Annotated in this window: 22 protein-coding genes and 1 riboswitch; of the genes, 12 read left to right on the plus strand and 10 right to left on the minus strand. The window is 62.7% G+C overall.

What is annotated here, in order from left to right; translation table 11 throughout:
• Window positions 1–111: 111 nt before the first annotated feature.
• Entirely contained in the window at window positions 112–1,110 is a 999-nt protein-coding gene (locus CHU95_RS09575; protein ID WP_245838090.1) for a J domain-containing protein, read from the plus strand.
• A 16-nt stretch (window positions 1,111–1,126) separates the two neighbouring features.
• On the opposite strand, the gene CHU95_RS09580 is transcribed toward CHU95_RS09575, so the two are convergent.
• Window positions 1,127–1,522: a hypothetical protein gene (locus CHU95_RS09580; protein WP_094456101.1), complete on the minus strand. Its 396-nt coding sequence runs from the start codon at window positions 1,520–1,522 to the stop codon at window positions 1,127–1,129.
• A 95-nt stretch (window positions 1,523–1,617) separates the two neighbouring features.
• Here CHU95_RS09580 and CHU95_RS09585 point away from each other — a divergent pair, with 95 nt between their 5' ends.
• The 6 genes from CHU95_RS09585 (at window position 1,618) to panC (ending at window position 6,809) form a co-directional block, all read left to right on the plus strand.
• Window positions 1,618–2,346, plus strand: coding sequence for an SDR family NAD(P)-dependent oxidoreductase (locus CHU95_RS09585; RefSeq protein ID WP_094456103.1), 729 nt, complete (start codon window positions 1,618–1,620; stop codon window positions 2,344–2,346).
• A gap of 9 nt (window positions 2,347–2,355) precedes the next feature.
• A complete protein-coding gene (locus CHU95_RS09590) occupies window positions 2,356–3,081 on the plus strand; it encodes a DUF6134 family protein (protein ID WP_094456105.1) in 726 nt (241 codons plus the stop codon).
• A complete protein-coding gene (locus CHU95_RS09595) occupies window positions 3,078–4,640 on the plus strand; it encodes a cryptochrome/photolyase family protein (RefSeq protein ID WP_094456107.1) in 1,563 nt (520 codons plus the stop codon). Before CHU95_RS09590 ends, CHU95_RS09595 begins: the two co-directional genes overlap by 4 nt.
• Entirely contained in the window at window positions 4,637–5,404 is a 768-nt protein-coding gene (locus CHU95_RS09600) for an SDR family NAD(P)-dependent oxidoreductase (protein WP_094456109.1), read from the plus strand. Before CHU95_RS09595 ends, CHU95_RS09600 begins: the two co-directional genes overlap by 4 nt.
• A gap of 45 nt (window positions 5,405–5,449) precedes the next feature.
• Entirely contained in the window at window positions 5,450–5,899 is a 450-nt protein-coding gene (locus CHU95_RS09605; protein WP_245838092.1) for a nuclear transport factor 2 family protein, read from the plus strand.
• Between the two features lie 70 nt (window positions 5,900–5,969).
• Window positions 5,970–6,809, plus strand: a complete 840-nt coding sequence (panC, locus tag CHU95_RS09610; protein WP_094456110.1) for a pantoate--beta-alanine ligase — start codon at window positions 5,970–5,972, stop codon at window positions 6,807–6,809.
• A 38-nt stretch (window positions 6,810–6,847) separates the two neighbouring features.
• Here panC and CHU95_RS09615 read toward each other — a convergent pair whose 3' ends face one another.
• Window positions 6,848–7,267 carry a VOC family protein gene (locus CHU95_RS09615; RefSeq protein ID WP_094456112.1) on the minus strand — a complete coding sequence of 140 codons (420 nt, stop codon included), beginning with the start codon at window positions 7,265–7,267 and terminating at the stop codon, window positions 6,848–6,850.
• A 241-nt stretch (window positions 7,268–7,508) separates the two neighbouring features.
• Between CHU95_RS09615 and amt the strand changes: the two genes are divergently transcribed.
• Window positions 7,509–9,641 (plus strand): ammonium transporter, encoded by a 2,133-nt coding sequence (gene amt / locus CHU95_RS09620; protein WP_165772110.1) that lies wholly within the window; start codon window positions 7,509–7,511, stop codon window positions 9,639–9,641.
• Window positions 9,642–9,684: 43 nt separating this feature from the next.
• Here the strand turns inward: amt and CHU95_RS09625 are convergent, their stop codons facing one another.
• Both CHU95_RS09625 and ctrA read right to left on the minus strand, forming a co-directional pair.
• The gene (locus CHU95_RS09625; RefSeq protein ID WP_094456115.1) at window positions 9,685–10,761 is read right to left on the minus strand and encodes an NAD(P)/FAD-dependent oxidoreductase; all 1,077 of its coding nucleotides are present in this window, start codon (window positions 10,759–10,761) and stop codon (window positions 9,685–9,687) included.
• A complete protein-coding gene (gene ctrA / locus CHU95_RS09630; RefSeq protein WP_094456117.1) occupies window positions 10,758–11,468 on the minus strand; it encodes a response regulator transcription factor CtrA in 711 nt (236 codons plus the stop codon). The genes CHU95_RS09625 and ctrA overlap by 4 nt, the downstream gene beginning before the upstream one ends.
• 168 nt (window positions 11,469–11,636) lie before the next feature.
• Here ctrA and fliI point away from each other — a divergent pair, with 168 nt between their 5' ends.
• The 3 genes from fliI (at window position 11,637) to CHU95_RS09645 (ending at window position 14,723) form a co-directional block, all read left to right on the plus strand.
• A complete protein-coding gene (gene fliI / locus CHU95_RS09635) occupies window positions 11,637–12,965 on the plus strand; it encodes a flagellar protein export ATPase FliI (protein WP_094456118.1) in 1,329 nt (442 codons plus the stop codon).
• Entirely contained in the window at window positions 12,962–13,411 is a 450-nt protein-coding gene (locus CHU95_RS09640) for a flagellar FliJ family protein (protein ID WP_094456120.1), read from the plus strand. Before fliI ends, CHU95_RS09640 begins: the two co-directional genes overlap by 4 nt.
• 82 nt (window positions 13,412–13,493) lie before the next feature.
• A complete protein-coding gene (locus tag CHU95_RS09645) occupies window positions 13,494–14,723 on the plus strand; it encodes an SLC13 family permease (protein ID WP_094456122.1) in 1,230 nt (409 codons plus the stop codon).
• A gap of 3 nt (window positions 14,724–14,726) precedes the next feature.
• On the opposite strand, the gene CHU95_RS09650 is transcribed toward CHU95_RS09645, so the two are convergent.
• From CHU95_RS09650 to CHU95_RS09660, 3 genes are all read right to left on the minus strand, one after another.
• Window positions 14,727–15,959 carry a CobW family GTP-binding protein gene (locus tag CHU95_RS09650; RefSeq protein WP_094456124.1) on the minus strand — a complete coding sequence of 411 codons (1,233 nt, stop codon included), beginning with the start codon at window positions 15,957–15,959 and terminating at the stop codon, window positions 14,727–14,729.
• A 69-nt stretch (window positions 15,960–16,028) separates the two neighbouring features.
• Window positions 16,029–16,520, minus strand: coding sequence for a Fur family transcriptional regulator (locus tag CHU95_RS09655; protein WP_094456126.1), 492 nt, complete (start codon window positions 16,518–16,520; stop codon window positions 16,029–16,031).
• 63 nt (window positions 16,521–16,583) lie between these two features.
• Window positions 16,584–17,138: a UbiX family flavin prenyltransferase gene (locus CHU95_RS09660; RefSeq protein ID WP_245838124.1), complete on the minus strand. Its 555-nt coding sequence runs from the start codon at window positions 17,136–17,138 to the stop codon at window positions 16,584–16,586.
• Window positions 17,139–17,428: 290 nt separating this feature from the next.
• On the opposite strand from CHU95_RS09660, the gene CHU95_RS09665 reads away from it, so the two are divergent.
• A complete protein-coding gene (locus tag CHU95_RS09665; RefSeq protein ID WP_094456128.1) occupies window positions 17,429–17,596 on the plus strand; it encodes a YdcH family protein in 168 nt (55 codons plus the stop codon).
• A 69-nt stretch (window positions 17,597–17,665) separates the two neighbouring features.
• Here the strand turns inward: CHU95_RS09665 and CHU95_RS09670 are convergent, their stop codons facing one another.
• From CHU95_RS09670 to ubiB, 3 genes are all read right to left on the minus strand, one after another.
• Window positions 17,666–18,391, minus strand: coding sequence for a hypothetical protein (locus CHU95_RS09670; protein WP_094456130.1), 726 nt, complete (start codon window positions 18,389–18,391; stop codon window positions 17,666–17,668).
• A 122-nt stretch (window positions 18,392–18,513) separates the two neighbouring features.
• Entirely contained in the window at window positions 18,514–20,355 is a 1,842-nt protein-coding gene (gene thiC / locus CHU95_RS09675) for a phosphomethylpyrimidine synthase ThiC (protein ID WP_094456131.1), read from the minus strand.
• 67 nt (window positions 20,356–20,422) lie between these two features.
• A riboswitch (TPP riboswitch) is annotated at window positions 20,423–20,551 on the minus strand.
• 46 nt (window positions 20,552–20,597) lie between these two features.
• Window positions 20,598–22,145, minus strand: a complete 1,548-nt coding sequence (gene ubiB, locus CHU95_RS09680; protein WP_094456132.1) for a 2-polyprenylphenol 6-hydroxylase — start codon at window positions 22,143–22,145, stop codon at window positions 20,598–20,600.
• Window position 22,146 lies beyond the last annotated feature (1 nt).

Consider the following 22,146-nt stretch of genomic DNA (forward strand, 5'->3'; position numbering starts at 1 on the left):
GCACAACCCAATATCCCCGCGTCAGGACACCCCCTGACGCGGGGTTTTTTATACCGATGCGCAGGGCCATCCCTGTCGGCCATGCTTGACCAGGGGCCGCCGGGGCGTAGGATGCGGCAGCTTTTCCCTTTTTACTGGCCGTTGGTGACCATGCGCGATCCCTACCTTGTCCTCGGGCTGACACGAAGTGCCACGGCCGACGACATCAAGCAGGCCTTTCGCCGCCTGGCCAAACAATATCATCCCGACCTCAATCCCGGCCGGCCCGATATCGAGCAGAAGTTCAAGGAGGTCAACAGCGCCCACGGCCTGTTGTCCGATCCTGAGAAACGGGCCCGTTTCGATAAGGGGGAAATCGACGCAACCGGCACCGAGCGGCCGGATCGCAGTTTCCGCCGTGCGTGGCAGAATGCCGGTCGCGGTCCGGGGGCGGGTGGTACGCGCGGGGCGGGCGCCGGCGCCCGTCCGGGCGGCGACACGGGTGATGATCCGTTCGCCGATGATTTCTTCAATGATATCTTCGGTGCAACCAAGCGGCGCTACTCCGCTGGCGCCGGGGCGGGGGTGAAGGCAAAGGGCAGTGACGTGAATTATTCCGTCAATGTCAGCTTCGCCGATGCCTGCCTGGGCGCCAAACGGCGGCTGACCTTGTCGACAGGCAAGACCATCGACGTCAATATTCCGCCGGGAACCCGCGATCAGACCAAGCTCCGCCTGAAAGGCCAGGGGCTGGCGGGGTTGGGCGGCGCAGGGGCCGGGGATGCCATTGTCGAGGTGCTGGTCGATAGCCACCCCCTGTTCACCCGAAAGGATGATGACATCCACCTGGACGCGCCGGTCACCCTGCAGGAAGCCATTCTGGGAGCGGCCATCAAGGTGCCGACCCTGGATGGCCAGGTCGCGGTGAGGGTGCCCCCGGGCGCCAACAGCGGCACCACACTGCGTCTGAAGGGCAAAGGCATTCCCAACCCGGACCGCAAGGTCACCGGCGACCTCTATGTCAAGTTGGTCGTCATGCTGCCGGAGAAGCCCGACGCCGAACTGACCGCCTTTATTGAGCGCTGGTCAAAGGGCAGGGATTACGACGTGCGGCGCAAGCTGGGGGTGTAGGCGACCCCCGCTTTCCTCACTTCTGTTCTTCCTGTGCCTTGTCCATGGCCCCCTCGGCTTTCGCTCGCAGGTCCTCGATGGTGGCGCCGAGATTGACACCCGCCTTTTCACCAGCCTTTTCAAGTTCCGCAGCCGCACGGTCGCTGGCCTGCTCCAACTGATCGGCCGCCTTGTCGGTCACCGCTTCCAGTTTCTCGCCGGCTTTTTCCTGCGCCGACTCCAATTTGCCGGCGGCGTCTTCCAACTTGCTGGCCGCGTCATTCAGCGTGGTGGCTGCCTTTTCAGCAGCGGCATTGATCTTCTCGCCTGCGCGTTCAGCGGTATCCTGGCTATCGCAGCCGGCCAGCACCAAGGGAACGGCCAAGACCAGAGCCGACACCTTGGCATGGCGCAGAAATTTCAGGCCCATCATTTCTCTCCATTGCTTCCGGGTCTGGTGTGACCCCTTGGCGCCAGACCGCCACGCACTACGTTCAAAGGCTGACGAAGGTAAGATGGAAGCAATCCATGGCATCCCCCTACATCATCATTGGTGCGACCGGTGGGACCGGTCGTGCCCTGGCACGGCGGCTGGCAAACAGAGGTCATAGATTGCACCTGATCGGGCGCGATTCAACCCGCCTTGCCGATCTGTCGCAGACCCTGGACGCCACCCACGCCGTCGCCGATGTCACAGAAGAGGACGCGCTGACCGACGCTGTTCTGCGGGCTGACCAGGGCGACGGCATCGCCGGTATTGCCTATTGTGTCGGGTCGATCGTGATCAAGCCGCTGAAGGCCACGCGCAGCGCCGATTTCTTGTCGGCCTTCAATCTGAACCTGCTGGGTGCCGCTACGGCCCTGCGCGCAGCAGAAAAGGGGTTGAAGGCAGCCAAAGGGGCGGTTGTTCTGTTTTCCACCGTTGCCGTCGAACAGGGCTTTACCAATCATACTGTCATTGCCGCCGCCAAAGGAGCGGTGGCCGGGCTGGGCCGGGCCCTGGCGGCGGAATGGGCGCCCCATGTGCGCGTGAATGTCATCGCCCCGTCGCTGACCCGCACGCCGCTGGCCGCTCCACTTCTGGCATCCGAACAGATGGCACAGGGTATCGCCGCCATGCATCCCCTGCCCCGACTGGGTGAGGCCGATGACCTGGCCGCGATGGCGGAGTTCTTGCTGTCGCCCGATGCTGGATGGATCACCGGCCAGGTTCTGGCTGTGGATGGTGGACGCAGTACCTTACGCACCAAGGGATAGGAGACGAAGATGCACCGCCGCCACCTGATCCTGTCAGCCCCAATCGCCATGGGCCTTGGGTTTCTCCTGCCACGCCGGTCGGCGGCCTTCACCCTGCCCGAGACCGATACCCTGTCCTTTTCCGTGTTCCGCAAGAATGACAGCCCCATGGGCTATCACCGCTTGCGCTTTTTGCGGGACGGCGACCGGCTGATCATGGAGAAGGAGATCAATCTGGAAGTGTCGCTGGCCTTTGTGACCGCCTATAGCTATCGCCATCACAACCGGGAGGTGTGGCAGGGCGGACGTTTGGTGGAGATCGAAACCCGGACCAACGATGATGGTGACGATTATTGGCTGCGGGCCAAAGCCGGCCCCGACGGGTTGATGGTGGATGGCAGCGGCGGCAGCTATGTCGCCCCGGCCGATATCATCCCTACCAGCTACTGGAACAGCGCCATCACCAGTGCCACACAATTGCTGGATACCCAGCGCGGTCTGATCATGGACGTGCGGATGGAGGATAAGGGTGCGGTCATGCTGGAAACAGAGGCCGGTACCCTGCGCACACGCCAGCATACGATCAATATTCTGACCAACCCGCCCGGCCGCACCAATCAGATTGATCTCTGGTATGACGATACCAGCCAGTGGGTGGGACTGGCCTTTGAGGCAAAGGGCCAAAAGATCACCTACGTTATGGACAGCCGCGCCATCCCGCCGGAACCCGCCCCGCAATCGGCAGCCCGACTGTGACCGACTGCATCCGTCTGGTGCTGGGTGACCAATTGTCGCGCAATCTGGCCAGTTTGCGCGGGCTGGATAAGCACCAGGACGTGGTCTTGCTGGCGGAGGTAATGGCGGAGGCGACCTATGTCCCTCACCACCCGCAGAAGATTGCCTTCCTGTTCAGCGCCATGCGCCATTTTGCTGAGGAACTGCGGGCGGATGGCATCCGGGTTGACTATATCCGTCTGGATGATCCCGACAATACGGGCACCCTGGGTGGGGAGCTGTCCCGCGCCATCGACCGGCACCAGGCCGCGCGCGCCATCGTCACCTTCCCCGGTGAATGGCGCGTCTGGCAACAGATGCGGGCTTGGCAGCAAGATTTTGCCGTACCGGTGGCGGTGAAGGAGGACGACCGTTTCTTCTGTCCCATTGCCCGCTTCCGCGCCTGGGCCGACGGGCGCAAGCAGGTGAGGATGGAATTCTTTTACCGGGAGATGCGGCGGGATCACAAAATCCTGCTGACCCCCGACGGGCAGCCGGAAGGCGGGCAGTGGAATTTCGACGCGGAAAACCGTAAATCCCTGCCCAAGGGCCTGAAAATCCCCCAACCCTACCGCGAGACGCCCGATGCCATCACCAATGAGGTGCTGGCCCTGGTGGCATCGCGGTTCGCAGGGCATTTCGGCCGGCTGGACGGGTTCTTCTATGCCGTCACAGCGGCGGGGGCGGAACGGGCGCTGGACCATTTCATCCGCCACTGCCTGCCCCTGTTCGGTGATTACCAGGATGCGATGGCCATGGGCCAGGAAACCCTGTTCCATTCCATCTTGTCCCCCTACATCAATGCCGGCCTTCTGGACCCTCGCCGGGTGGTGGAGGCCGCTGAACAGGCCTGGCGGCAGGGCCACGCGCCCCTGAACGCCGTGGAAGGGTTTATCCGCCAGATCCTGGGCTGGCGGGAATATGTACGCGGCATCTACTGGCTGAAAATGCCGGGATATGCCGACACCAACGCGCTCAACGCCCACCGCCCCCTGCCCGATTTCTATTGGACCGGGCGCACCGACATGAACTGCATGGCGCAGGTCATCGGGCAGACCGAACGTCTGGCCTATGCCCACCATATCCAACGCCTGATGGTAACTGGCAATTTCGCCTTGCTGTTGGGGGTGGAGCCGGCTCAAATTGAGGAATGGTATCTGGCCGTCTATGCCGACGCCTATGATTGGGTGGAACTGCCGAATGTCCACGGCATGGTGATGCATGCCGATGGCGGCTATCTGGGCAGCAAGCCCTATGCGGCCAGCGGCAAATATATTCAGCGCATGTCGGACTACTGCACCCGGTGCCGCTATGACGTGAAAGAAACCATCGGCCCCACCGCCTGCCCCTTCAACGCCCTCTATTGGAACTTCCTGATGGAGAATGAGGCCAAGCTGCGCGGCAATCCCCGGATGGGGCTGGTCTATAAGGGCCTGGACGCCATGGAACCAGCCAGGCGCGAGGCGATCAGGGCACAGGCCGGACGGTTCATCACGGGCCTGATACCGGCCTATCGGGCGACAGGAACGGAGCCATCATGACACACCTGCCCACCCCCACCCCTGCCGATGGTGTTGCCTGGGTCACTGGTGCTTCTTCCGGCATCGGAGAGCATGTGGCACTGGCCCTGGCTGCCGAGGGCTGGACCGTACTGGCCAGCGCGCGGCGGGCCGAATCACTCGTGGCGCTGTCAGACCGGTGTCATGGACCGGGCCGCATCATCCCCGTTCCGCTGGATATTACGGATGCCGATGGGGTGAAGACCGCCCTGTCGGCGCACGGGCCCATCGCGCTGGCCGTGCTGAACGCCGGCACCTATTTGCCGGATGCGGCCAAAAATCTGGACCCCGGCACCTTTGCCCACACGATCAATGTCAATCTGGTCGGTACCGTCAATTGTCTGGCCGCCATTCTGCCCGGCATGATCGCGCGGCAGCGCGGGCAGGTGGCAATCGTCTCCTCTGTGGCCGGTTATCGTGGCCTGCCCCGGTCGCTGGCCTATGGCGCCTCCAAGGCGGCGTTGAACAACATGACGGAAAGCCTGAAGCTGGATGTGGAGCGTTACGGCATCAAGGTGCAACTGGTCTGCCCCGGCTTCATCAAGACACCGCTGACCGACAAGAACGACTTTCCCATGCCCTTCCTGATGCCGGTGGAGAAGGCAGCAGCCCGGCTGGTGGCGGGGCTGAAAGGCAACGGTTTCCAGATAACGTTCCCGCGTCGCTTTACCTGGCCGCTTCTGCTGTTGCGCCGTTTTCCCGATGCACTGTATTTCATGTTGGTTCGTCGAACCGTGCCGAAATAAGCATCGGGATCGGACCCTCAGGAAACGGCTTGGATCAAGGTGCGCATGGGATCGCTGAATGGACAGGTTCCGGTGGAGCAGGCGCTGGCCGCCTATATCCGCTTTTATCAGGAACTGCGGCCCGAAACAGTCGCCCGGCTGGACCGGCTGGTCGTTCCGGATGTGCATTTCAAAGATCCGTTCAATGATTTCCGGTCGCGCGACCGGATGAAGGCGGTATTCACCTCCATGTTCGACATGCTGGAGCAGCCGCGCTTCATCGTGCGCGACCATGCCCTGTCGGAACAGACGGCCTATCTGCGCTGGGGCTTTGTATTCCGCCGGAAAGGGGAGCCGCGGCCCCGCACCATTGAGGGTATGTCAGAGGTACGGTTCGACCTTGCCGGTCAGGTGTCCAGCCATATCGACCATTGGGATGCGGCCGAGCAGTTTTATGAAAAGCTGCCCGTGCTGGGCTGGGTGCTGCGCAAGATCAAGGCCTATATGGCGCATTAGCGCTTGTCGCGGGAAGGGGGAGCGCATACCTCCCTATGCCGCACCCGCGAAACAGACCTGAGCCATCACCATGAGCCTGTCCATCGTCCGCACTGTCGCCGACCTGCGCACCCAGGTTTACGCATGGCGCAAGGCGGGACTGCGCACGGCCCTTGTCCCCACCATGGGCGCCCTGCATGAGGGGCACCTGACCCTGGTGCGCCGGGGCCGCGACCTGGCCGACCGGGTGATTGCCACAGTGTTCGTGAACCCGACCCAGTTCGGCCCGAACGAGGATTTCAGCCGTTATCCACGGGACGAGGCCGGTGACGCCGCCAAGCTGGCCAGTGCCGGCTGCGACCTGCTGTTCGCGCCGACCGTTGATGTGATGTATCCAGCCGGTTTCGCGACCAGCATTGATGTCGGTCCCGTCACCACCCGCTGGGAAGGCGCGTTCCGTCCTGGCCATTTCCAGGGTGTGGCGACGGTGGTGACCAAGCTGCTGTTGCAGGCGGGTGCCGATGTCGCCTGCTTCGGGGAGAAGGACTATCAACAGCTTTGCACCATCCGCCAGTTGGTCCGCGACCTGGATATTCCGGTACAGATCGAAGGTGTGCCGACGGTGCGGGAGGGCGATGGTCTGGCCCTGTCGTCGCGCAACGCGTATCTGTCACCTGAACAGCGGCAGGTGGCGGGGCAACTGAACCGGGTGATGCGCGGTGTGATCGACCGGTTGCACGCCGGGGAGACGGTGGACGCGGCTCTGTCGGCGGGTACACAGGCCCTGCTGGACGCTGGCTTCACCGCTGTGGACTATCTGGCTCTGGTCGATGCCCTGACCCTGGAACCTCTGACGGCACCCGGCGCCGGTCGCCTGATCTGCACTGCGCGCCTTGGCGGGGTGCGGTTGTTGGACAATATGGCGGTATAAGAAAGGGCGGACCCTCACTGGTCCGCCCCGCATTATCCTTACCAGACACCCGTGTTGGGCATGCTGGTCCAGGGTTCCGCCGCAGGCAGCGACCCGCCCTTCTGCAACAGTTCGATCGAGATATTGTCAGGCGAACGGATGAAGGCCATACGGCCGTCGCGCGGCGGACGATTGATGGTCACGCCCTTGTCCAGCAGCGACTGGCAGGTGGCATAGATGTCGTCCACCTCGAACGCCAGATGGCCGAAATTGCGCCCACCGGTGTAAACTTCCGGGTCCCAGTTATAGGTCAGTTCGACCTGCGCCTCCGGTGTTTCATCGGCCGCCAGAAAGACCAGGGTGAAGCGGCCCGCCGGGTTCTCCATGCGGCGCAATTCCTTCAGACCCAGCTTGTTGCAGTAAAAATCCAGCGACTGCTCCAGGTCGGTCACACGGACCATCGTGTGCAGATATTTCATTGTTTCTTATCCATGGGTTGACAGACATCGCATGGTTTAACATGGGGCATCAGCAGCCGATATCCCAGTCCCGGCATGCATAGCCCCCCCCAGCGACCCCGCATGGTCGCCATGAAAGTTCGATTGCAATGCAGCATGATCCGTGTTGGCATGGATGTTAGCGGTGTCACGCATAGGGCTTCACCAACATTACCGGCACCATGCCTGACAGGTTGCAGGCATGGTGCCGGCGGGGATATGGATGACAAGTGATCCGGTCGTTCATCTCTGGGTTCTGACCGCGACGGCTTTGGTCTTCGCGATGCAGTTGGGATTCTGCCTGCTGGAAGTCGGGTTCGTCCGGGCCAAGAATTCCATCAATGTCGCCATCAAGAATGTGATGGATTTTTGCATCGCCGCCTTCCTGTTCTGGCTGTTCGGCTATGCCATCATGTTCGGGCCCAGTTGGATGGGCATCGCTGGCACCGGTGGCTTCATGCCCGACCATCTGGATGCCACGACACCCCTGGTGTTCATCCTGTTTCAGATCATGTTTTGTGGCACCGCAACGACCATTGTGTCGGGGGCGGTGGCCGAACGCATGGGCTATGGCAGCTACATCATCGTCTCCGCCCTGCTGTCGGCCCTGATCTATCCGGTTTTCGGGCATTGGGCCTGGGGCGGCATGGCGGGGACGGAAAGCCAGGGCTGGCTGTCGGCCATGGGGTTCATCGACTTTGCCGGCTCCACCGTCGTGCATTCCGTAGGCGGATGGCTGTCGCTGGCAGCGGTTCTGGTGATCGGCCCACGCACCGGGCGCTTTGATCCCGGTGTCCGGGCACTGGGCAGCAACAACCTGACCATGGCGGCATCCGGTGTGCTGGTCCTGTGGTTCGGTTGGCTGGGTTTTAATGGCGGTTCGGTGCTGGGGGAGTTGGACAAGGCACCAGGCGTCTTGCTGAACACTGTGGTTGCGGGCTGTGCCGGCGGTCTGGCGGGGCATTTCCTGTCGATGCTGATGGAACCGAAACCGCGTGTCGAACATTTCCTGAATGGCATCCTGGGTGGTCTGGTCGGCATCACGGCTTGCGCGCTGGTGGTCAGCACCGGGTCGGCGGCGGTGATCGGGGCGGTGGCCGGGGTGATCGTCATTGCCGGCGGCGTGCTGCTGGACCGCTTGAAGATTGACGATGCGGTGGGGGCCGTGCCCGTGCATCTGTTCGCCGGCATCTGGGGGACATTGTGCGTGGCCCTGTTTGGCGATGTCGCCCTGTTCGGCACAGGCCTGTCACGTTGGCAGCAGTTGGGGGTGCAGATCACCGGGATCGTTGCTTGCGGGGTTTTCACCTTTGGCAGCGGCTATATCCTGCTGTGGGCCATCAACCGGGTTTTTCCGCTGCGCATCGATGTGGAGGCGGAGCGGTTGGGCCTGAACGTGGCCGAACATGGCGCCACGTCCCCCATGCTGGATCTGGCTGCCGAGATGGAGCGCCACCGTCAGGAAGGCAAGTTTGACCGTCCTGTCCACGTGGAACCGCAGTCGGATGTGGAGTTGATCGCAGCACAGTATAATCGCGTGATCGATCGGGTCACGGCGGAGATCCAGCGTCATTCTCTGCTGCTGGAGGAATTGAGCAAGGCCAAAGTGGAGGCAGAAAACTCCAACCTCTCAAAGTCACAGTTCCTGGCAACCATGAGCCATGAACTGCGCACACCGTTGAACGCGGTGATCGGCTTTTCACAATTGATCGCTGATCAGGCCTATGGCCCCCTCGACGAGCATTACGTCGAACATGCCCGCGACATCCATGATGGCGGCAAACATCTGCTGGCGCTGGTCAATGATGTGTTGGATTTCTCGCGGCTGGAGGCCGGGAAGTTCCAGTTGAATGAACAGCCGCTGGATCTGGTGCGTATCCTGCGCGGTGTCCATCGATTGATGCTGCCGCTGGCCGAAAGTGGCAGCCTGGGCCTACTCCTGGATGCATCGCCTGATCTGCCAGCCCTGATGGCCGATGAACGCGCCATCCGTCAGATCCTGATCAATCTGGTCGGCAACGCGGTCAAGTTCACCCAGGCCGGCGGCAAGGTGAAGTTGATCGCCACCCTGGAACCTGATCGCCGCCTCTGCCTGACCGTGAATGACAGCGGCATCGGTATGGACCCGGCCCTGGTATCCAAGGCGCTGGAACCCTTTACCCAGCTTGAGGGCGGGCTGGCCAAAGGTCATGGCGGGTCAGGCCTGGGCCTGTCGCTGGTCAATGCACTGGTACGCCTGCATGACGGGACACTGGTGATCCAGACAGCACCGGGCAAGGGCACCAGCGTCCATATCCGCTTCCCCATCGCCCGCACCATCGAACGGGCAGCGGAGAAGGACCGGCGGACGGGCTAGGATCAGGGGCCACCGCCCCCCTTTATACCCTGAGCGCGGGCGGTCACAGCAACCACCGCCCCTCCAGCCAGCGAAGGACCCATAGCGCGCTGCGTCCCTGGGTCCAGTAACCCGCCCATTGCGCCAGCGCGGTGCCATTGCCCAGATCGAAGAACAAGGGCGGTGTGTGGAGGGTGGCGCGGCGCGGTACCAGGCTGCTGGCCAGCGCCGTCAGATTGAAGCCCAGCGTGCGCCAACCCGGATGCAGACCGCCTGAAGGGCAGACAGTCTCTCCCCCAGCCAATACATGGTCGAGACCGCCGACAAAAAGCCTGGCGTCACAGGCCAGTCGCCCATCGACATCAACATTCAGCCCGCTGGTCTTCAGCCAGCCCGGCCCCACCCCGCCTGTCGCATTCAAAAACAGGTCAAAGGCGATGCGGTCTCCGTTGGCCAGTACGGCCTCATTGCCGTCCACCCGTGCCACCGTGGCCTTTTCGATCAGGATGGCGCCATGGGCCGACAGAAACTCTGCCAGCCTGACCCCCACCGGCCCCGGTAACCTGGACAGGATCAGACCCCGCATCAGCAGCGTGACGGCCACATGTCCGCCCAGCAGGGCGGCAAGCTGAAGGATGGACAGTGCCATCCGTACCGCTTCGATCCCGCCGCCGGCGATGGTCAGGGCCACGACCCGACCCGGATGCAGTGCAAACCGGGCTTCCAGCGCGGCGCGCAGGTCCAGCAGGCGGGACAGGGGGCGTGTGGCAAAGCAGCGATGATGCCCGACGGTCCCCGGAATGGCCCGTGTGCCCGCCTCTGGTGCGATCGACAACAGGTCGAAAGGAACCGGCTCCCCCTCATGCCGGTGTACCAGACCGGCTTTCAGATCCAGGCCCAACACCCCGTCATCAATAAAGCCGATCCCGGCTTGCCGTGCCAGGGTACCGACATCTAGCCGCGCAATGGCGGGATCAATCCGCCCCGCCAGCATGGCCGGTACCGCCTCCGCCCAGATCTGCGGGGCTGTCGCCAGCAGGCTGACGCTGTGACCACGGCGCGATAATGCGGACAGTTGTTTGAGCAGCGGCGGCCGGGCGTGACCACTGCCCAGAAGCAGGATACGAAGCGGACCGGTCACCCGGCAGCCTTCGCCGCGGCCGCCCCTTCAGCCGGGTCGCGCAACACATAGCCGCGGCCCCACACTGTTTCGATGTAATTGTCGCCATCGGTCGCGGTGGTCAGCTTCTTGCGCAATTTGCACACAAAAACGTCGATGATCTTCAATTCCGGCTCGTCCATGCCGCCATAAAGATGGTTCAGGAACATTTCCTTGGTCAGCGTCGTGCCCTTGCGCAGCGACAGGAGTTCCAGAATGCCATATTCCTTGCCCGTCAGGTGTAGCGGAGCACCCTCCACGCTGGCGGTCTTGGCATCAAGGTTCACGGTCAGCTTGCCGGTACGGATGACACTTTCCGAATGACCCTTGGACCGGCGGATGATGGCCTGGACCCGCGCGATCAATTCGCGCTTGTCAAACGGCTTGGTCAGATAGTCATCGGCGCCGAACCCCAGACCCTTGATTTTATGATCCAGGTCGGACAGGCCCGAGAGGATCAGGATTGGCGTATTGACCCGTGAGGCGCGCAGACGACGCAGCACCTCATACCCGTCCATGTCGGGCAGCATCAGATCAAGAATGATGATATCGTAATCATAGAGTTTACCGATCTCCAGCCCGTCTTCACCCAGGCTGGTGGCATCCACGATGTACCCGCCCTCGGCGGACAACATCAGCTGGATGCTCTTCTGCATCGCGGCATCGTCTTCGACCAGCAGGACACGCATGACAAGTTCCTCGGGCTTTCAATGAGCATCACCCCATCTAAGGCAGATAGGTTAACAGACGCTCTACGGATATGCTATCCGACCAATGGCATTGCCAGGGGTCATAGCCTGTTCATTGGTATGTGGTGAACAACCCGGCAGATCCCTGCCACAGATCGGGGGCAATCGATGCTTGATCACGACCAGTTGCTGCAGGAGATCAACGCCCTGCCCGGCTATGCTGTTTTCGGTCGCGTGACCTCCGTCCTGGGCATGATGGTTGAGGTCGGGGGTGTCGAACGGCGCCTGTCCATCGGTGGCCGCTGTCGGGTGATCACCCGCGGGGGCAGGCCGGTGCCCTGTGAAGTGGTCGGTTTCCGGGGTGGCCGGGCCTTGCTGATGCCATTCGGCACGCTGGACGATATCGGCCTGGGCTGTCGGGCGGAGGTGGCGGAGGGTCAGGCGTCGATTTATCCAACCCAGGCCTGGCTGGGCCGCGTCATCAACGCCCTGGGACAACCCATTGACGGCAAGGGCCCCTTACCCACCGGTGATGTGCCTTATCTGATCAAGGCCGGTCCGCCGCCCGCCCATGCCCGCAAGCGGGTGGGCGGTAAGATGGATCTGGGAGTAAAATCCATCAATACGTTCCTGTCCTGCTGCCGTGGGCAGCGCATGGGCATCTTTGCCGGCTCCGGCGTGGGCAAGTCGGTGTTGATGTCGATGTTGGCCAAATATACCGAGGCCAATGTCAGTGTCATCGGCCTGATTGGTGAGCGTGGGCGCGAGGTACAGGAGTTCCTGGAGCATGACCTGGGACCGGAAGGCATCGCACGCTCCGTTGTTATCGTCGCCACCTCCGACGAACCACCCCTGATGCGCCGTCAGGCCGCCTACCTGACCTTTGCCGTGTCGGAGTTTTTCCGCGATCAGGAACAGGACGTGCTGTGCCTGATGGACAGCGTCACCCGCTTCGCCATGGCCCAGCGAGAGATCGGCCTGTCCGCCGGTGAACCACCCACCACCAAGGGCTATCCACCCACGGTCTTCGCCGAGTTGCCGCGCCTGCTGGAACGGGCTGGCCCCGGTACGGGGGTGGGTACCATCAGCGGCCTGTTTACGGTGCTGGTCGAAGGTGGCGACATGGAAGAACCCATCGCCGATGCGGTGCGCGGTATTCTGGACGGCCATATCGTCATGGAACGGCGTATCGGCGAACGCGGACGCTATCCGGCGATCAACATCCTGCGGTCGGTCAGCCGCACCATGCCCGGCTGCAACACACCGGAACAGAATGCGTTGGTCGGCAAGGCGCGGCGCCTGATGTCGGCCTATTCCGACATGGAGGAGATGATCCGCCTCGGGGCTTACCGCAAGGGCAGTGACCCGCAGGTGGATGAGGCCATTCATTACAACCCGGCGATCGAAGCCTTCCTGCGCCAGGGCAAGGGGGAGCGCAGCACCCTTGACCAGGGCTATGCCGAACTGGCTGCCATCCTGGGCGGGGCCAGCGGATGAAAGACCTGAAGCCCCTGATCCGCCTGAACCAGCGCGAGGTGGATCAACGCCGTCGTGTACTGGTGGAGTTGCAAGAGGCCCAGGAACGGCTGGCAGCGGAGCGGGAACAGTTTGAAAATCAGGTGGTCATGGAACGTGAACTGGCCGCCACTGACCTGATGCTGGCCAAGTCGTATCCCGCCTTCGCCAAGCGGGTGGAGATGATGCGCGACGACTATGAACGGCGCGCGGCCACCCTCAGGCTGGAGGTGGAGCGGGCCGAAGAAGCAGTGGCCGAGGCGTTCCGCGAACTGAAGAAATTTGAACAGGTCCAGGAACAGCGCGATCAAGCCGCCAAAGAGGCCCGGCGTTACCGCGAAACCCAGATGTTCGACGAGGTGGCTTCCATCCGCTTCTCCCGCCAGCAGGGGACAGCAGATGAAACCGGGGAGGGCGGTAGTGGCTGATCATCGCGCGCCCGCTTCCCATGGCCCCGGTGCCCGCCAATGTGCAGGCCTATTGTAGTCTCGCCCCTGTCTGCCGATACCCATGACCGTCCTGATCCTGAGCGTTTTTGTGCTGGTCTATCTGGGCATGGCCATCGGCCGCTTTCCCGGTTTGCAGATCGACCGGACCGGCATCGCGCTGCTGGGCGCCGTAATCCTGGCGCTGGCCGGCGCAATCCCGGGCGAAGCCCTGGCCACCGCCATTGACTACCCGACCCTTTTTATTCTGTTGGGCCTGATGATCCTGTCGGCACAGTTTGAACTGGCGGGCTTTTATGGCTGGTGTGCGGTGCGGCTGGCGCAGGCGGCACTTAGTCCGGTGGCGCTACTGGCGCTGGTGGTGGCGGTGGGTGGCGGGCTGTCGGCGGTGCTGGCCAATGATGTGGTGGTCTTCGCCATGACGCCATTGCTCTGCGCCGGGCTGGTGGCGCGGGGGCTGGATGCCCGACCGTATCTGATCGCCCTGGCGGGGGCCGCCAATGCAGGTTCGGCCGCCACCATCATCGGCAATCCGCAGAACATCCTGATCGGACAGTTGGGCCATCTGGATTTCTGGCCTTTCCTGGCGGCCTGCGCTGTGCCAGCCGTTCTGGCCATGGTGTGTGTCTTTGCCACCGTTGCCTTCATCTGGCGCGGGCGGCTGGAACTGGCCGATGCCAGTCCCCTGCCGCTGTCCCCGCCCGACCTTGACCTGTGGCATCTGAAAAAGGCGCTGCTGGCGACCCTGGTGCTGCTGGTGTTTTTTGCCACGCCATTGCCGCAGGAGGAAGGGGTGCTGGCCGTGGCGGCGGCCATGCTGATCTCCCGCCGGTTCGCCAGCCGCCGCATGCTGGGGCTGGTGGACTGGCACCTGCTGGTGCTGTTCGCAGCCCTGTTTGTGGTCACGGCGGCGTTGGCCCGCACCGGCCTGCCGGCGGCGATGGTGGCCACACTCGCCAACAGCGGCTGGGCGCCGGACCGTCTGTCTGTTCTGGCCCCCCTGTCCCTGGTGGCCAGCAATACGATCGGCAATGTGCCGGCGGTGCTGCTGCTGATGCAGGTCTGGCCCAGCCCGCCAGAGGGCGCGCTTTACGCGCTGGCCGTCCTGTCCACCCTATCGGGCAACCTGCTGCTGCTGGGTAGCCTTGCCAACCTGATCGTGGTGGAACGCGCAGCGGCCAGCGGCGTGACGTTGGGTTTTTGGGAACATGCCAAATGCGGCGTACCGATGACCCTGTCCTCCATCGCCCTGGCCATCGGGTGGCTGTGGGCGATGGGGCATGTGGGGTGGTGATCGTTACGCTGCCTTGGCGTTCACCACACTGTCGAACAGTTCCTGCACCGTTTCGCGCTTCAAATCCTTGACGATGAAGACGATGCGGGTGCTCTGGTCCGCCGTGGGCCAAGTGTCCAGTTGCACCGGCGGGTGGAACAGGTGCTGGACGCCGTGGATAACGATGGGCCGTTCCGCCTCCTCGACATTCAGCAGGCCCTTCACGCGCAGGATGTTGTCGCCTTGCGCCTTAGCCACTGTCTCGAAGAAAGTGACCAGCCCGTCCCAGGGCAGCGGCTTTTCCGACCGGATAACGAAGGACGAGATCTTGTCATTGTGACGATTGACGTCATGGTGGTGATGGTCATGGCCATGCACGTGATCATGGTCATGGTCACAATGGCCATGATCGTGGTCGCAATGGCTGTGGTCATGGTGGTCATGCCCATGGTCATGGGCGTGGTGCTCATGCCCGTGATCATGATGATCATGGGTGCAATGCCCATGATCATGGTCGCAATGGCCATGGTCGTGATCATGGTGATGATCATCCCCACCTTCATAGGCCTCGGCCTTCAGCCAGCGCTGAACGTCCAGCGACTTGGTGGCCGGGTTGTACAGGCCCGCATCGAACAGCAGGACAGGCAGGCCCTGATCCTTCTGCGCATCGACATGCACGGCACCGGGGTTCAGGTCATGCAGGCGGCGGCGCAGCGCCTCCACCTTGGCCGGTTCGGCCAAATCGGTCTTGGTCAGGACCACGCGGTCGGCAACCGCAGCCTGCTTCAGGCTTTCCTCATGCTCGTCCAACTGGCCCATGCCATGGACCGTGTCGATGGTGGTGACCACCCCGTCCAGACGGAAACGCGAGGCGATCAACGGATCGGTCATCAGCGTATGCAGGATGGGGGCCGGATCGGCCAGGCCCGTGGTCTCGATCACCACACGGTCGAATTCGGGAATGTCGCCACGCATGCGCTTCATGTAGAGGTCGCGCAAGGTCTCGGCCAGGTCGGAGCGGATCGTGCAGCACAGGCAACCGCTATCCATCAGCACCATATTTTCGTCCGACTGTTCGACCAGCAGATGGTCCAGCCCGACCTCACCAAATTCATTAATGACGACGGCGGTGCGTACCATGGCCGGATCGCGGATCAGGCGCGACAGCAACGTGGTCTTGCCGCTGCCCAAAAACCCGGTCAGGACCGAAATGGGCAGGCGGGGCGGCGGGCTGGGCGGGGTCTGTTGCGTGGACAAGAGAGTATTCCTCGGGCAGAGAAAAGGCAGTTTGTTTGGCGGACAAATGGGGGCGCAAGGCCACCCGCGTCAATGGTCGCGGCAGTCGGGGCAGATGCCCGTTACCTCTACGGTCTGCCGCTGCACGGTAAAGCCCTGCGCCGCCGCACTGTCAGCGATGGCTGCCGCAATGCTGCGGTCGGTCAGTTCGGTGGCATTGCCGCAGCAGGAGCAGACCAGGAACTGTCCGGTATGGGCGGTGCCAGGGTCGGGGCAGCCGACAAAGGCGTTCTGGCTTTCGATCCGGTGGATCAGCCCCTGTTCCAACAGGAAATCCAGCGCGCGATAGACGGTCAGGGGGGCCACGCGCTTCCCATCGGCTGACAGGTCTTCCAGGATGGCATAGGCGCCGCGCGGCTTATGGCTAGACCAGACCAGTTCCAGCACACGCGCCCGCTGCGCTGTTAGGCGCACGCCTCGTTCGGTACAGATGGCATCGGCACGCGCCAGCGCCTCCTTGACGCAAGACCCATGGTCATGGCGAACAGCATGGTCGTGAGGGTGGTGGCTATGGCTGGACATTGGATAGGCCTTCGGCAAACACAATGCCAATGTAGGCAGGCTGACTGCGGAAGGAAAGCAGGGTTACCCCTCCTCCCCCCAGCGCCGGACACGACCCGTCTCAATATCGAACAGATCCAGCACCCGGCCGATCGTGTGATCGACCATATCGTCCAGGCTTTGCGGGTTGGCATAGAAGGCGGGGACCGGCGGATAAACAATCGCCCCCATCTCTGTCACCGCCGCCATGCTGCGGATATGGCCCAGATGCAGCGGCGTTTCGCGCAGCATCAGCACCAGGCGGCGGCGTTCCTTCAGCACCACATCGGCGGCACGGGTCAGCAGCGAACTCGTCACACCCGAGGCGATTTCCGATAGGGACCGCACCGAACAGGGAGCCACGATCATGCCCATGGTGCGGAAACTGCCCGACGAAATCGCCGCGCCAATATCAACAGCCGCATAAGTCACATCGGCCAGGGCCCGGATCTCGGCGACCTTCAGCCCCGACTCGTGCGCAGAGGTCACCTCGGCAGACCTGCTCATTACGAGGTGGGATTCGATGCCCAGCCGGCGTAACGTTTCAAGCAGGCGTATGCCGTAAACGATGCCTGACGCCCCGCTGATCCCGACAATCATTCGTCGGGGCGGCGTCGATGTCGGGCGCTGGTCAGGACCGGATGAACCGGCCGGCTGTGGGAGGATATCTGCCATGGAGGTGATGTAGCGCCCCCGATGGTTTTCGTCCAGGGTGGGCAATCCCCCTCTCGAAAAACCCAACCACCCTATCCATATGCATAGAGCCACAGGTTACGATTCCATGTCAGGATTGTGACCCACGTTTTGTCCATCAGGAAAGGTCAAGCCGCGTTTCAGGTACCAACAACCAGACAGGTCCGTTGTTCCATCGTTCAAGAAGGAGAGGCCGTATGTTGTTCCCCGAGCGTGTTGAATCGCTGCGTGTGAAGCACGAGAACCTGGACCGGGAGGTGCGTATGGAATCGCGCCGCCCCATGCCCGACACAACGACCCTGACCCGCCTGAAAATGGAGAAATTGCGCGTGAAGGAGGAGATGGACCGTCTGGCCCGCGCCTGACGGCATTTCCGGCCCGAACGGCCAGAGGAAAGGCCCCCCGTTCGCCATGCGGACGGGGGGCCTTTTGTTTCAGGGGACTTTGCTGTCCGGCATTCCTGGGGCGGCGGGCGCTGATTTCTGCTGCCTGATCAACAGCGCTTCAAGATCCATATAAGCAGGTGGAATGACAGTGGCGATCTGGTCCCGATGCTGTTGCAGCAAGGCCGCCGCCTGCTCAAATCGCCCCAACCGTCGATGCAGTTCCACGGTTAGAAAGCGCAGATTGGCCGCTTTCTTGGCATCGGCTGGCGGTGACCTTTCCAGGAATTCCTGGAAGAGCGGCAGCGCCTCCGCCAGATAGGTCCGCGCCCTTTGTTCATCCGGTTCGGATTGCCAGGACGCGTAGACCATACTGGCAGCGATATGGTCCAGCGGTCGGTTCAGCAGGCGCTGCAACCGCGCGACCAGATAATAGACGGGGTGATCCTTGCGCAGGGTCTGATACTCAGCCGTCTCTGCAAAGGCCTTCAGCTTGACCAGTTCTTCCGGACTGAAGGTTTGTTCAAACAGGGGAAAGCCGTTACCGGGACAGGTCACCATGGGCCAGGGCGACACCGCCGACCCCACCTGTCGAAAGTCCAGCCGGATGATAACGAATGACGCGGACTGAGGCACCATTGCCATGAACCGCTCCCCATTCAGCGGACAGATATGGGGCATATCCGCGCTGACGGAGGCATCGGCCCGGCCAGTACACCAGACACACAACACACATGCCGACAGAGCCAACCAATATTTGACGGTGCGCATCGACATGCCCCGTTCCCTGTTACCCCGCAAGGGTAAGGTTAGGCCATGCCGACAAGACCATTTTATGTCCGGATCATGGTGAAAGAAGGGGCGGGCAGTTGTTACGCCGCCCGCCCCTGCCCCGTTGATCAGTGATGATCCTCCGGCACCGGCCTGTCTGACAGGTACACCTGCCCGCCCTTCTCCTTGAACGCCGCCGACATGGCCGCCATCCCCTCCTGCGCCGCCGCATAGTCACGCACTTCCTGCGTGATCTTCATGGAGCAGAATTTCGGCCCGCACATGGAGCAGAAATGCGCCAGCTTGGCGCCTTCCGCCGGCAAGGTCTGATCGTGATATTTCTCCGCCGTTTCGGGGTCCAGTGACAGGTTGAACTGGTCGCGCCAGCGGAATTCGAACCGGGCGCGGGACAGGGCATCATCGCGCTCCTGGGCGCCGGGATGGCCCTTGGCCAGATCGGCAGCATGGGCGGCCAACTTATAGGTGATCACCCCCACCTTCACATCGTCGCGGTCGGGAAGGCCCAGATGTTCCTTGGGCGTGACATAGCAGAGCATGGAGGTGCCGAACCAGCCGATCATGGCAGCGCCAATGCCGCTGGTGATGTGGTCATACCCTGGCGCGATATCGGTGGTCAGCGGCCCCAGCGTGTAGAAGGGCGCCTCGCCACAGACCTTTAGCTGCTTGTCCATATTGGCCTTGATCTTGTGCATGGGCACATGGCCCGGCCCCTCGATCATCACCTGTACATCATGTTTCCAGGCGATCTGGGTCAGTTCGCCCAGCGTATCCAGCTCCGCGAACTGGGCGGCGTCATTGGCGTCCGCAATGCTGCCGGGCCGCAGACCGTCGCCCAGGGAGAAGGCGATGTCATACGCCTTCATGATCTCGCAGATTTCCTCAAAATGCGTGTAAAGGAAGTTCTCCTTGTGATGGGCCAGGCACCATTTGGCCATGATGGAGCCGCCCCGGCTGACGATACCCGTCACGCGCTTGGCCGTCAGCGGGATATAGGCCAAGCGCACCCCGGCATGGATGGTGAAATAATCCACCCCCTGCTCGGCCTGCTCAATCAGCGTGTCGCGGAACAGTTCCCAGGTCAGGTCCTCCGCCTTGCCATTGACCTTTTCCAGGGCCTGATAGATCGGCACGGTGCCGATGGGCACGGGGCTGTTGCGGATGATCCATTCGCGGATCGTGTGGATATTGCGGCCCGTGGACAGGTCCATGACGGTGTCCGCACCCCAGCGGATGGCCCAGACCAGCTTATCCACCTCATCTGCGACGGATGAGGTCACCGCCGAATTGCCGATATTGGCATTGATCTTCACCAGGAAGTTCCGGCCGATGATCATCGGCTCCGTCTCCGGGTGGTTGATATTGTTGGGGATGATGGCGCGGCCGCGCGCAATCTCGTCCCGCACAAATTCCGGGGTCACATAATCGGGGATCGACGCCCCGAAATCCTCCCCATCGCGGGCCGCCTGTTCGGCCAGACGCTGCCGGCCCAGGTTCTCGCGGATGGCGACATACTCCATCTCCGGCGTGATGATGCCTTTGCGGGCGTAATGAAGCTGGCTGACATTCGCCCCGGCCTTGGCGCGCAGAGGCTTGCGCGCTGCCCGGTCGAACAGCGGCACAGGGCTTTCCTGGCCCTCACGCAGGCCATTATCCTCCGGCTTCACCTCCCGCCCGTCATAGGCCTCTACATCGCCGCGCGCCGTCACCCAGGACCGGCGCAACTCGGGCAGGCCCAGGCGGATATCGGTGCGGATGGCCGGGTCGGTATAGGGGCCGGACGGATCATAAACCCGCACCGGCGGCTCGTTCGCGCTGGGCGACAGGTCGATCTCGCGCATGGAAACGCGGATGTCGGGAAAGCGCTCCCCCGCCACATGGACCTTGCGCGAGGCCGGCAGGGGGCCGGTGGTCACGCGGAAGTCGGGATCGGTAATGTTGGTATCGGGCATTTGGACCTCCCTTGATATGGAGATCCGGGCATGCGCACGGGGTGCGGCGGCAATGTCGGGGCAGACGGGGCCCCTATGCTTCCATCCCTACGCCGGTACGACCCGGATCAGGTTCGAAGGGTTCCCGCGCCGGTGCCGCCCATAAGCGGTCCCTGCGGTGTCTCAGCCCCTTGCCGGGGTTCCCCTTGGACGGGAGGGAAGGTGGGGGAGGAGGGGGTGGGGTGTCAAGCCGGATGGTTCGCTTAAAGAACGGCCAACACAAGCCCCGCCGCCGCCAGCAGCAATGCAGCCCAGCCCAGGCGGCGCCAGCGGCGACCCTCCCGCTCACGCACCGCTGCCAGGGCCAGCACCGACTCGGGGTGAAGGCGCAGGCCCCCGCCTTCGGCCAGCATATTGGCGGTCCGTTCCAGATCGCGGATCAGGCCGGGCAAGCGCCGGGCGATACCAGTGATATTGCCGATCAGGTCGGCGATCCGCGCCTCGGGGCCCCGATTCTCAATCATCCAGCGTTCGATCAGGGGTCGGGACAGGTCCCACATATTCACATGCGGGTTCAGGACGCGGCCCATGCCCTCCGCCGTCAGCATGCTTTTCTGCAGCAGCAGCAATTGCGGCTGCGTCTCCATCTGAAACTTCTCAGTCACCGCGAAAAGCTGGGCCAGCAGACGGCCCACGGAGATGTCGGACAGGGGCCGCCCGTGCAGCGGTTCACCGATGGACCGCACGGCCTGCTTGAACAGTTCCTGATCCTGGGTGGCCGGCACGAATCCGGCATCGAAATGCACCTTGGCGACCAGATCATAATCCCGGTTCAGAAACCCGATCAGCATGTCGGCCAGATAGAGCCGGGTCTGCCGGTCGATACGGCCCATGATGCCGAAATCGACGGCCACCAGCCGGCCCTGCGGCGTCACGAACATGTTGCCGGGATGCATATCGGCATGGAAGAAGCCGTCGCGGAACACCTGGTTGAAAAACGCATCTGCCGCATGGGCCAGCAACTGGTCTGTCTCCAAACCGGCGGCGCGGATCTCTTCGACCTTGTCGATGGAAAAGCCGATGATGCGTTCCTGTGTCATCACGCGCTTGGCGGTGCGGTCCCAGTCGATGCTGGGCACGCCGAAGGTGGCATCACCGGTGAAGTTCCCGGCCAGCTCTGATGCCGCCGCCGCCTCCATCCGCAAATCCATTTCCAGGGCGACAGTGCGAGCAAAGGTTTCCACCACCGCCACAGGCTTCAGGCGCCTCAATTTTGGCTGCACACGCACAGCCCAGTCAGCCAGCCAAAGCAGCAGGTCGATATCCTGCTGAAAAGCCCGCTCGATGCCCGGCCGCAGCACCTTGACGGCCACCAGCCGCCCGTCGGGCGTTTGGGCAAAATGCACCTGGGCGATACTGGCCGCCGCCACCGCCTGATCATCGAACCGGGTGTAGAGTTCGGCAATCGGCCGTTCCAGCTCTGCCTCAATGATGGCGCGGGCATCGTCCGCAGGAAAGGGCGGCAAGCGGTCACGGAGGTCGGCCAGATCGTTGGCAACCTCCTCGCCCACCAGGTCGGCGCGGATGGACAGGACCTGTCCAAGCTTGATGAAACTTGGCCCCAATGCCTGCAAGGCGGCGGCCAGGCGCTGACCAGGGCGGCCCGGCGCCTTGTTACGGTTGCCCAGCGACAGGATGAAGGCCAGGAACGGGGCGCTGTCGCGGAACAGTTCGACGGGCAAGGCACCGTGACGCCCCAGGATACGGCCAATGGCAACCATACGGGCCAGATTGCGAAGCGCGCGCAGCATC

Origin of the sequence: Niveispirillum lacus, assembly GCF_002251795.1 — a bacterium.
Classification (GTDB): domain Bacteria; phylum Pseudomonadota; class Alphaproteobacteria; order Azospirillales; family Azospirillaceae; genus Niveispirillum; species Niveispirillum lacus.

What these genes read in the sequence shown, in the direction of transcription:
- CHU95_RS09640 (WP_094456120.1), top strand. Translation starts at nt 12,962, where the DNA reads ATGAAAGACCTGAAGCCCCTGATCCGCCTGAACCAGCGCGAGGTGGAT.
- thiC (WP_094456131.1), bottom strand. Translation starts at nt 20,355, where the DNA reads ATGCCCGATACCAACATTACCGATCCCGACTTCCGCGTGACCACCGGC.
- CHU95_RS09670 (WP_094456130.1), bottom strand. Translation starts at nt 18,391, where the DNA reads ATGTCGATGCGCACCGTCAAATATTGGTTGGCTCTGTCGGCATGTGTG.
- amt (WP_165772110.1), top strand. Translation starts at nt 7,509, where the DNA reads ATGACAAGTGATCCGGTCGTTCATCTCTGGGTTCTGACCGCGACGGCT.
- CHU95_RS09575 (WP_245838090.1), top strand. Translation starts at nt 112, where the DNA reads ATGCGGCAGCTTTTCCCTTTTTACTGGCCGTTGGTGACCATGCGCGAT.
- CHU95_RS09665 (WP_094456128.1), top strand. Translation starts at nt 17,429, where the DNA reads ATGTTGTTCCCCGAGCGTGTTGAATCGCTGCGTGTGAAGCACGAGAAC.
- CHU95_RS09615 (WP_094456112.1), bottom strand. Translation starts at nt 7,267, where the DNA reads ATGAAATATCTGCACACGATGGTCCGTGTGACCGACCTGGAGCAGTCG.
- CHU95_RS09585 (WP_094456103.1), top strand. Translation starts at nt 1,618, where the DNA reads ATGGCATCCCCCTACATCATCATTGGTGCGACCGGTGGGACCGGTCGT.
- CHU95_RS09605 (WP_245838092.1), top strand. Translation starts at nt 5,450, where the DNA reads ATGGGATCGCTGAATGGACAGGTTCCGGTGGAGCAGGCGCTGGCCGCC.
- CHU95_RS09655 (WP_094456126.1), bottom strand. Translation starts at nt 16,520, where the DNA reads ATGTCCAGCCATAGCCACCACCCTCACGACCATGCTGTTCGCCATGAC.
- CHU95_RS09580 (WP_094456101.1), bottom strand. Translation starts at nt 1,522, where the DNA reads ATGATGGGCCTGAAATTTCTGCGCCATGCCAAGGTGTCGGCTCTGGTC.
- fliI (WP_094456118.1), top strand. Translation starts at nt 11,637, where the DNA reads ATGCTTGATCACGACCAGTTGCTGCAGGAGATCAACGCCCTGCCCGGC.
- CHU95_RS09660 (WP_245838124.1), bottom strand. Translation starts at nt 17,138, where the DNA reads ATGATTGTCGGGATCAGCGGGGCGTCAGGCATCGTTTACGGCATACGC.
- ubiB (WP_094456132.1), bottom strand. Translation starts at nt 22,145, where the DNA reads ATGCTGCGCGCGCTTCGCAATCTGGCCCGTATGGTTGCCATTGGCCGT.
- ctrA (WP_094456117.1), bottom strand. Translation starts at nt 11,468, where the DNA reads ATGCGTGTCCTGCTGGTCGAAGACGATGCCGCGATGCAGAAGAGCATC.
- CHU95_RS09600 (WP_094456109.1), top strand. Translation starts at nt 4,637, where the DNA reads ATGACACACCTGCCCACCCCCACCCCTGCCGATGGTGTTGCCTGGGTC.
- CHU95_RS09645 (WP_094456122.1), top strand. Translation starts at nt 13,494, where the DNA reads ATGACCGTCCTGATCCTGAGCGTTTTTGTGCTGGTCTATCTGGGCATG.
- panC (WP_094456110.1), top strand. Translation starts at nt 5,970, where the DNA reads ATGAGCCTGTCCATCGTCCGCACTGTCGCCGACCTGCGCACCCAGGTT.
- CHU95_RS09590 (WP_094456105.1), top strand. Translation starts at nt 2,356, where the DNA reads ATGCACCGCCGCCACCTGATCCTGTCAGCCCCAATCGCCATGGGCCTT.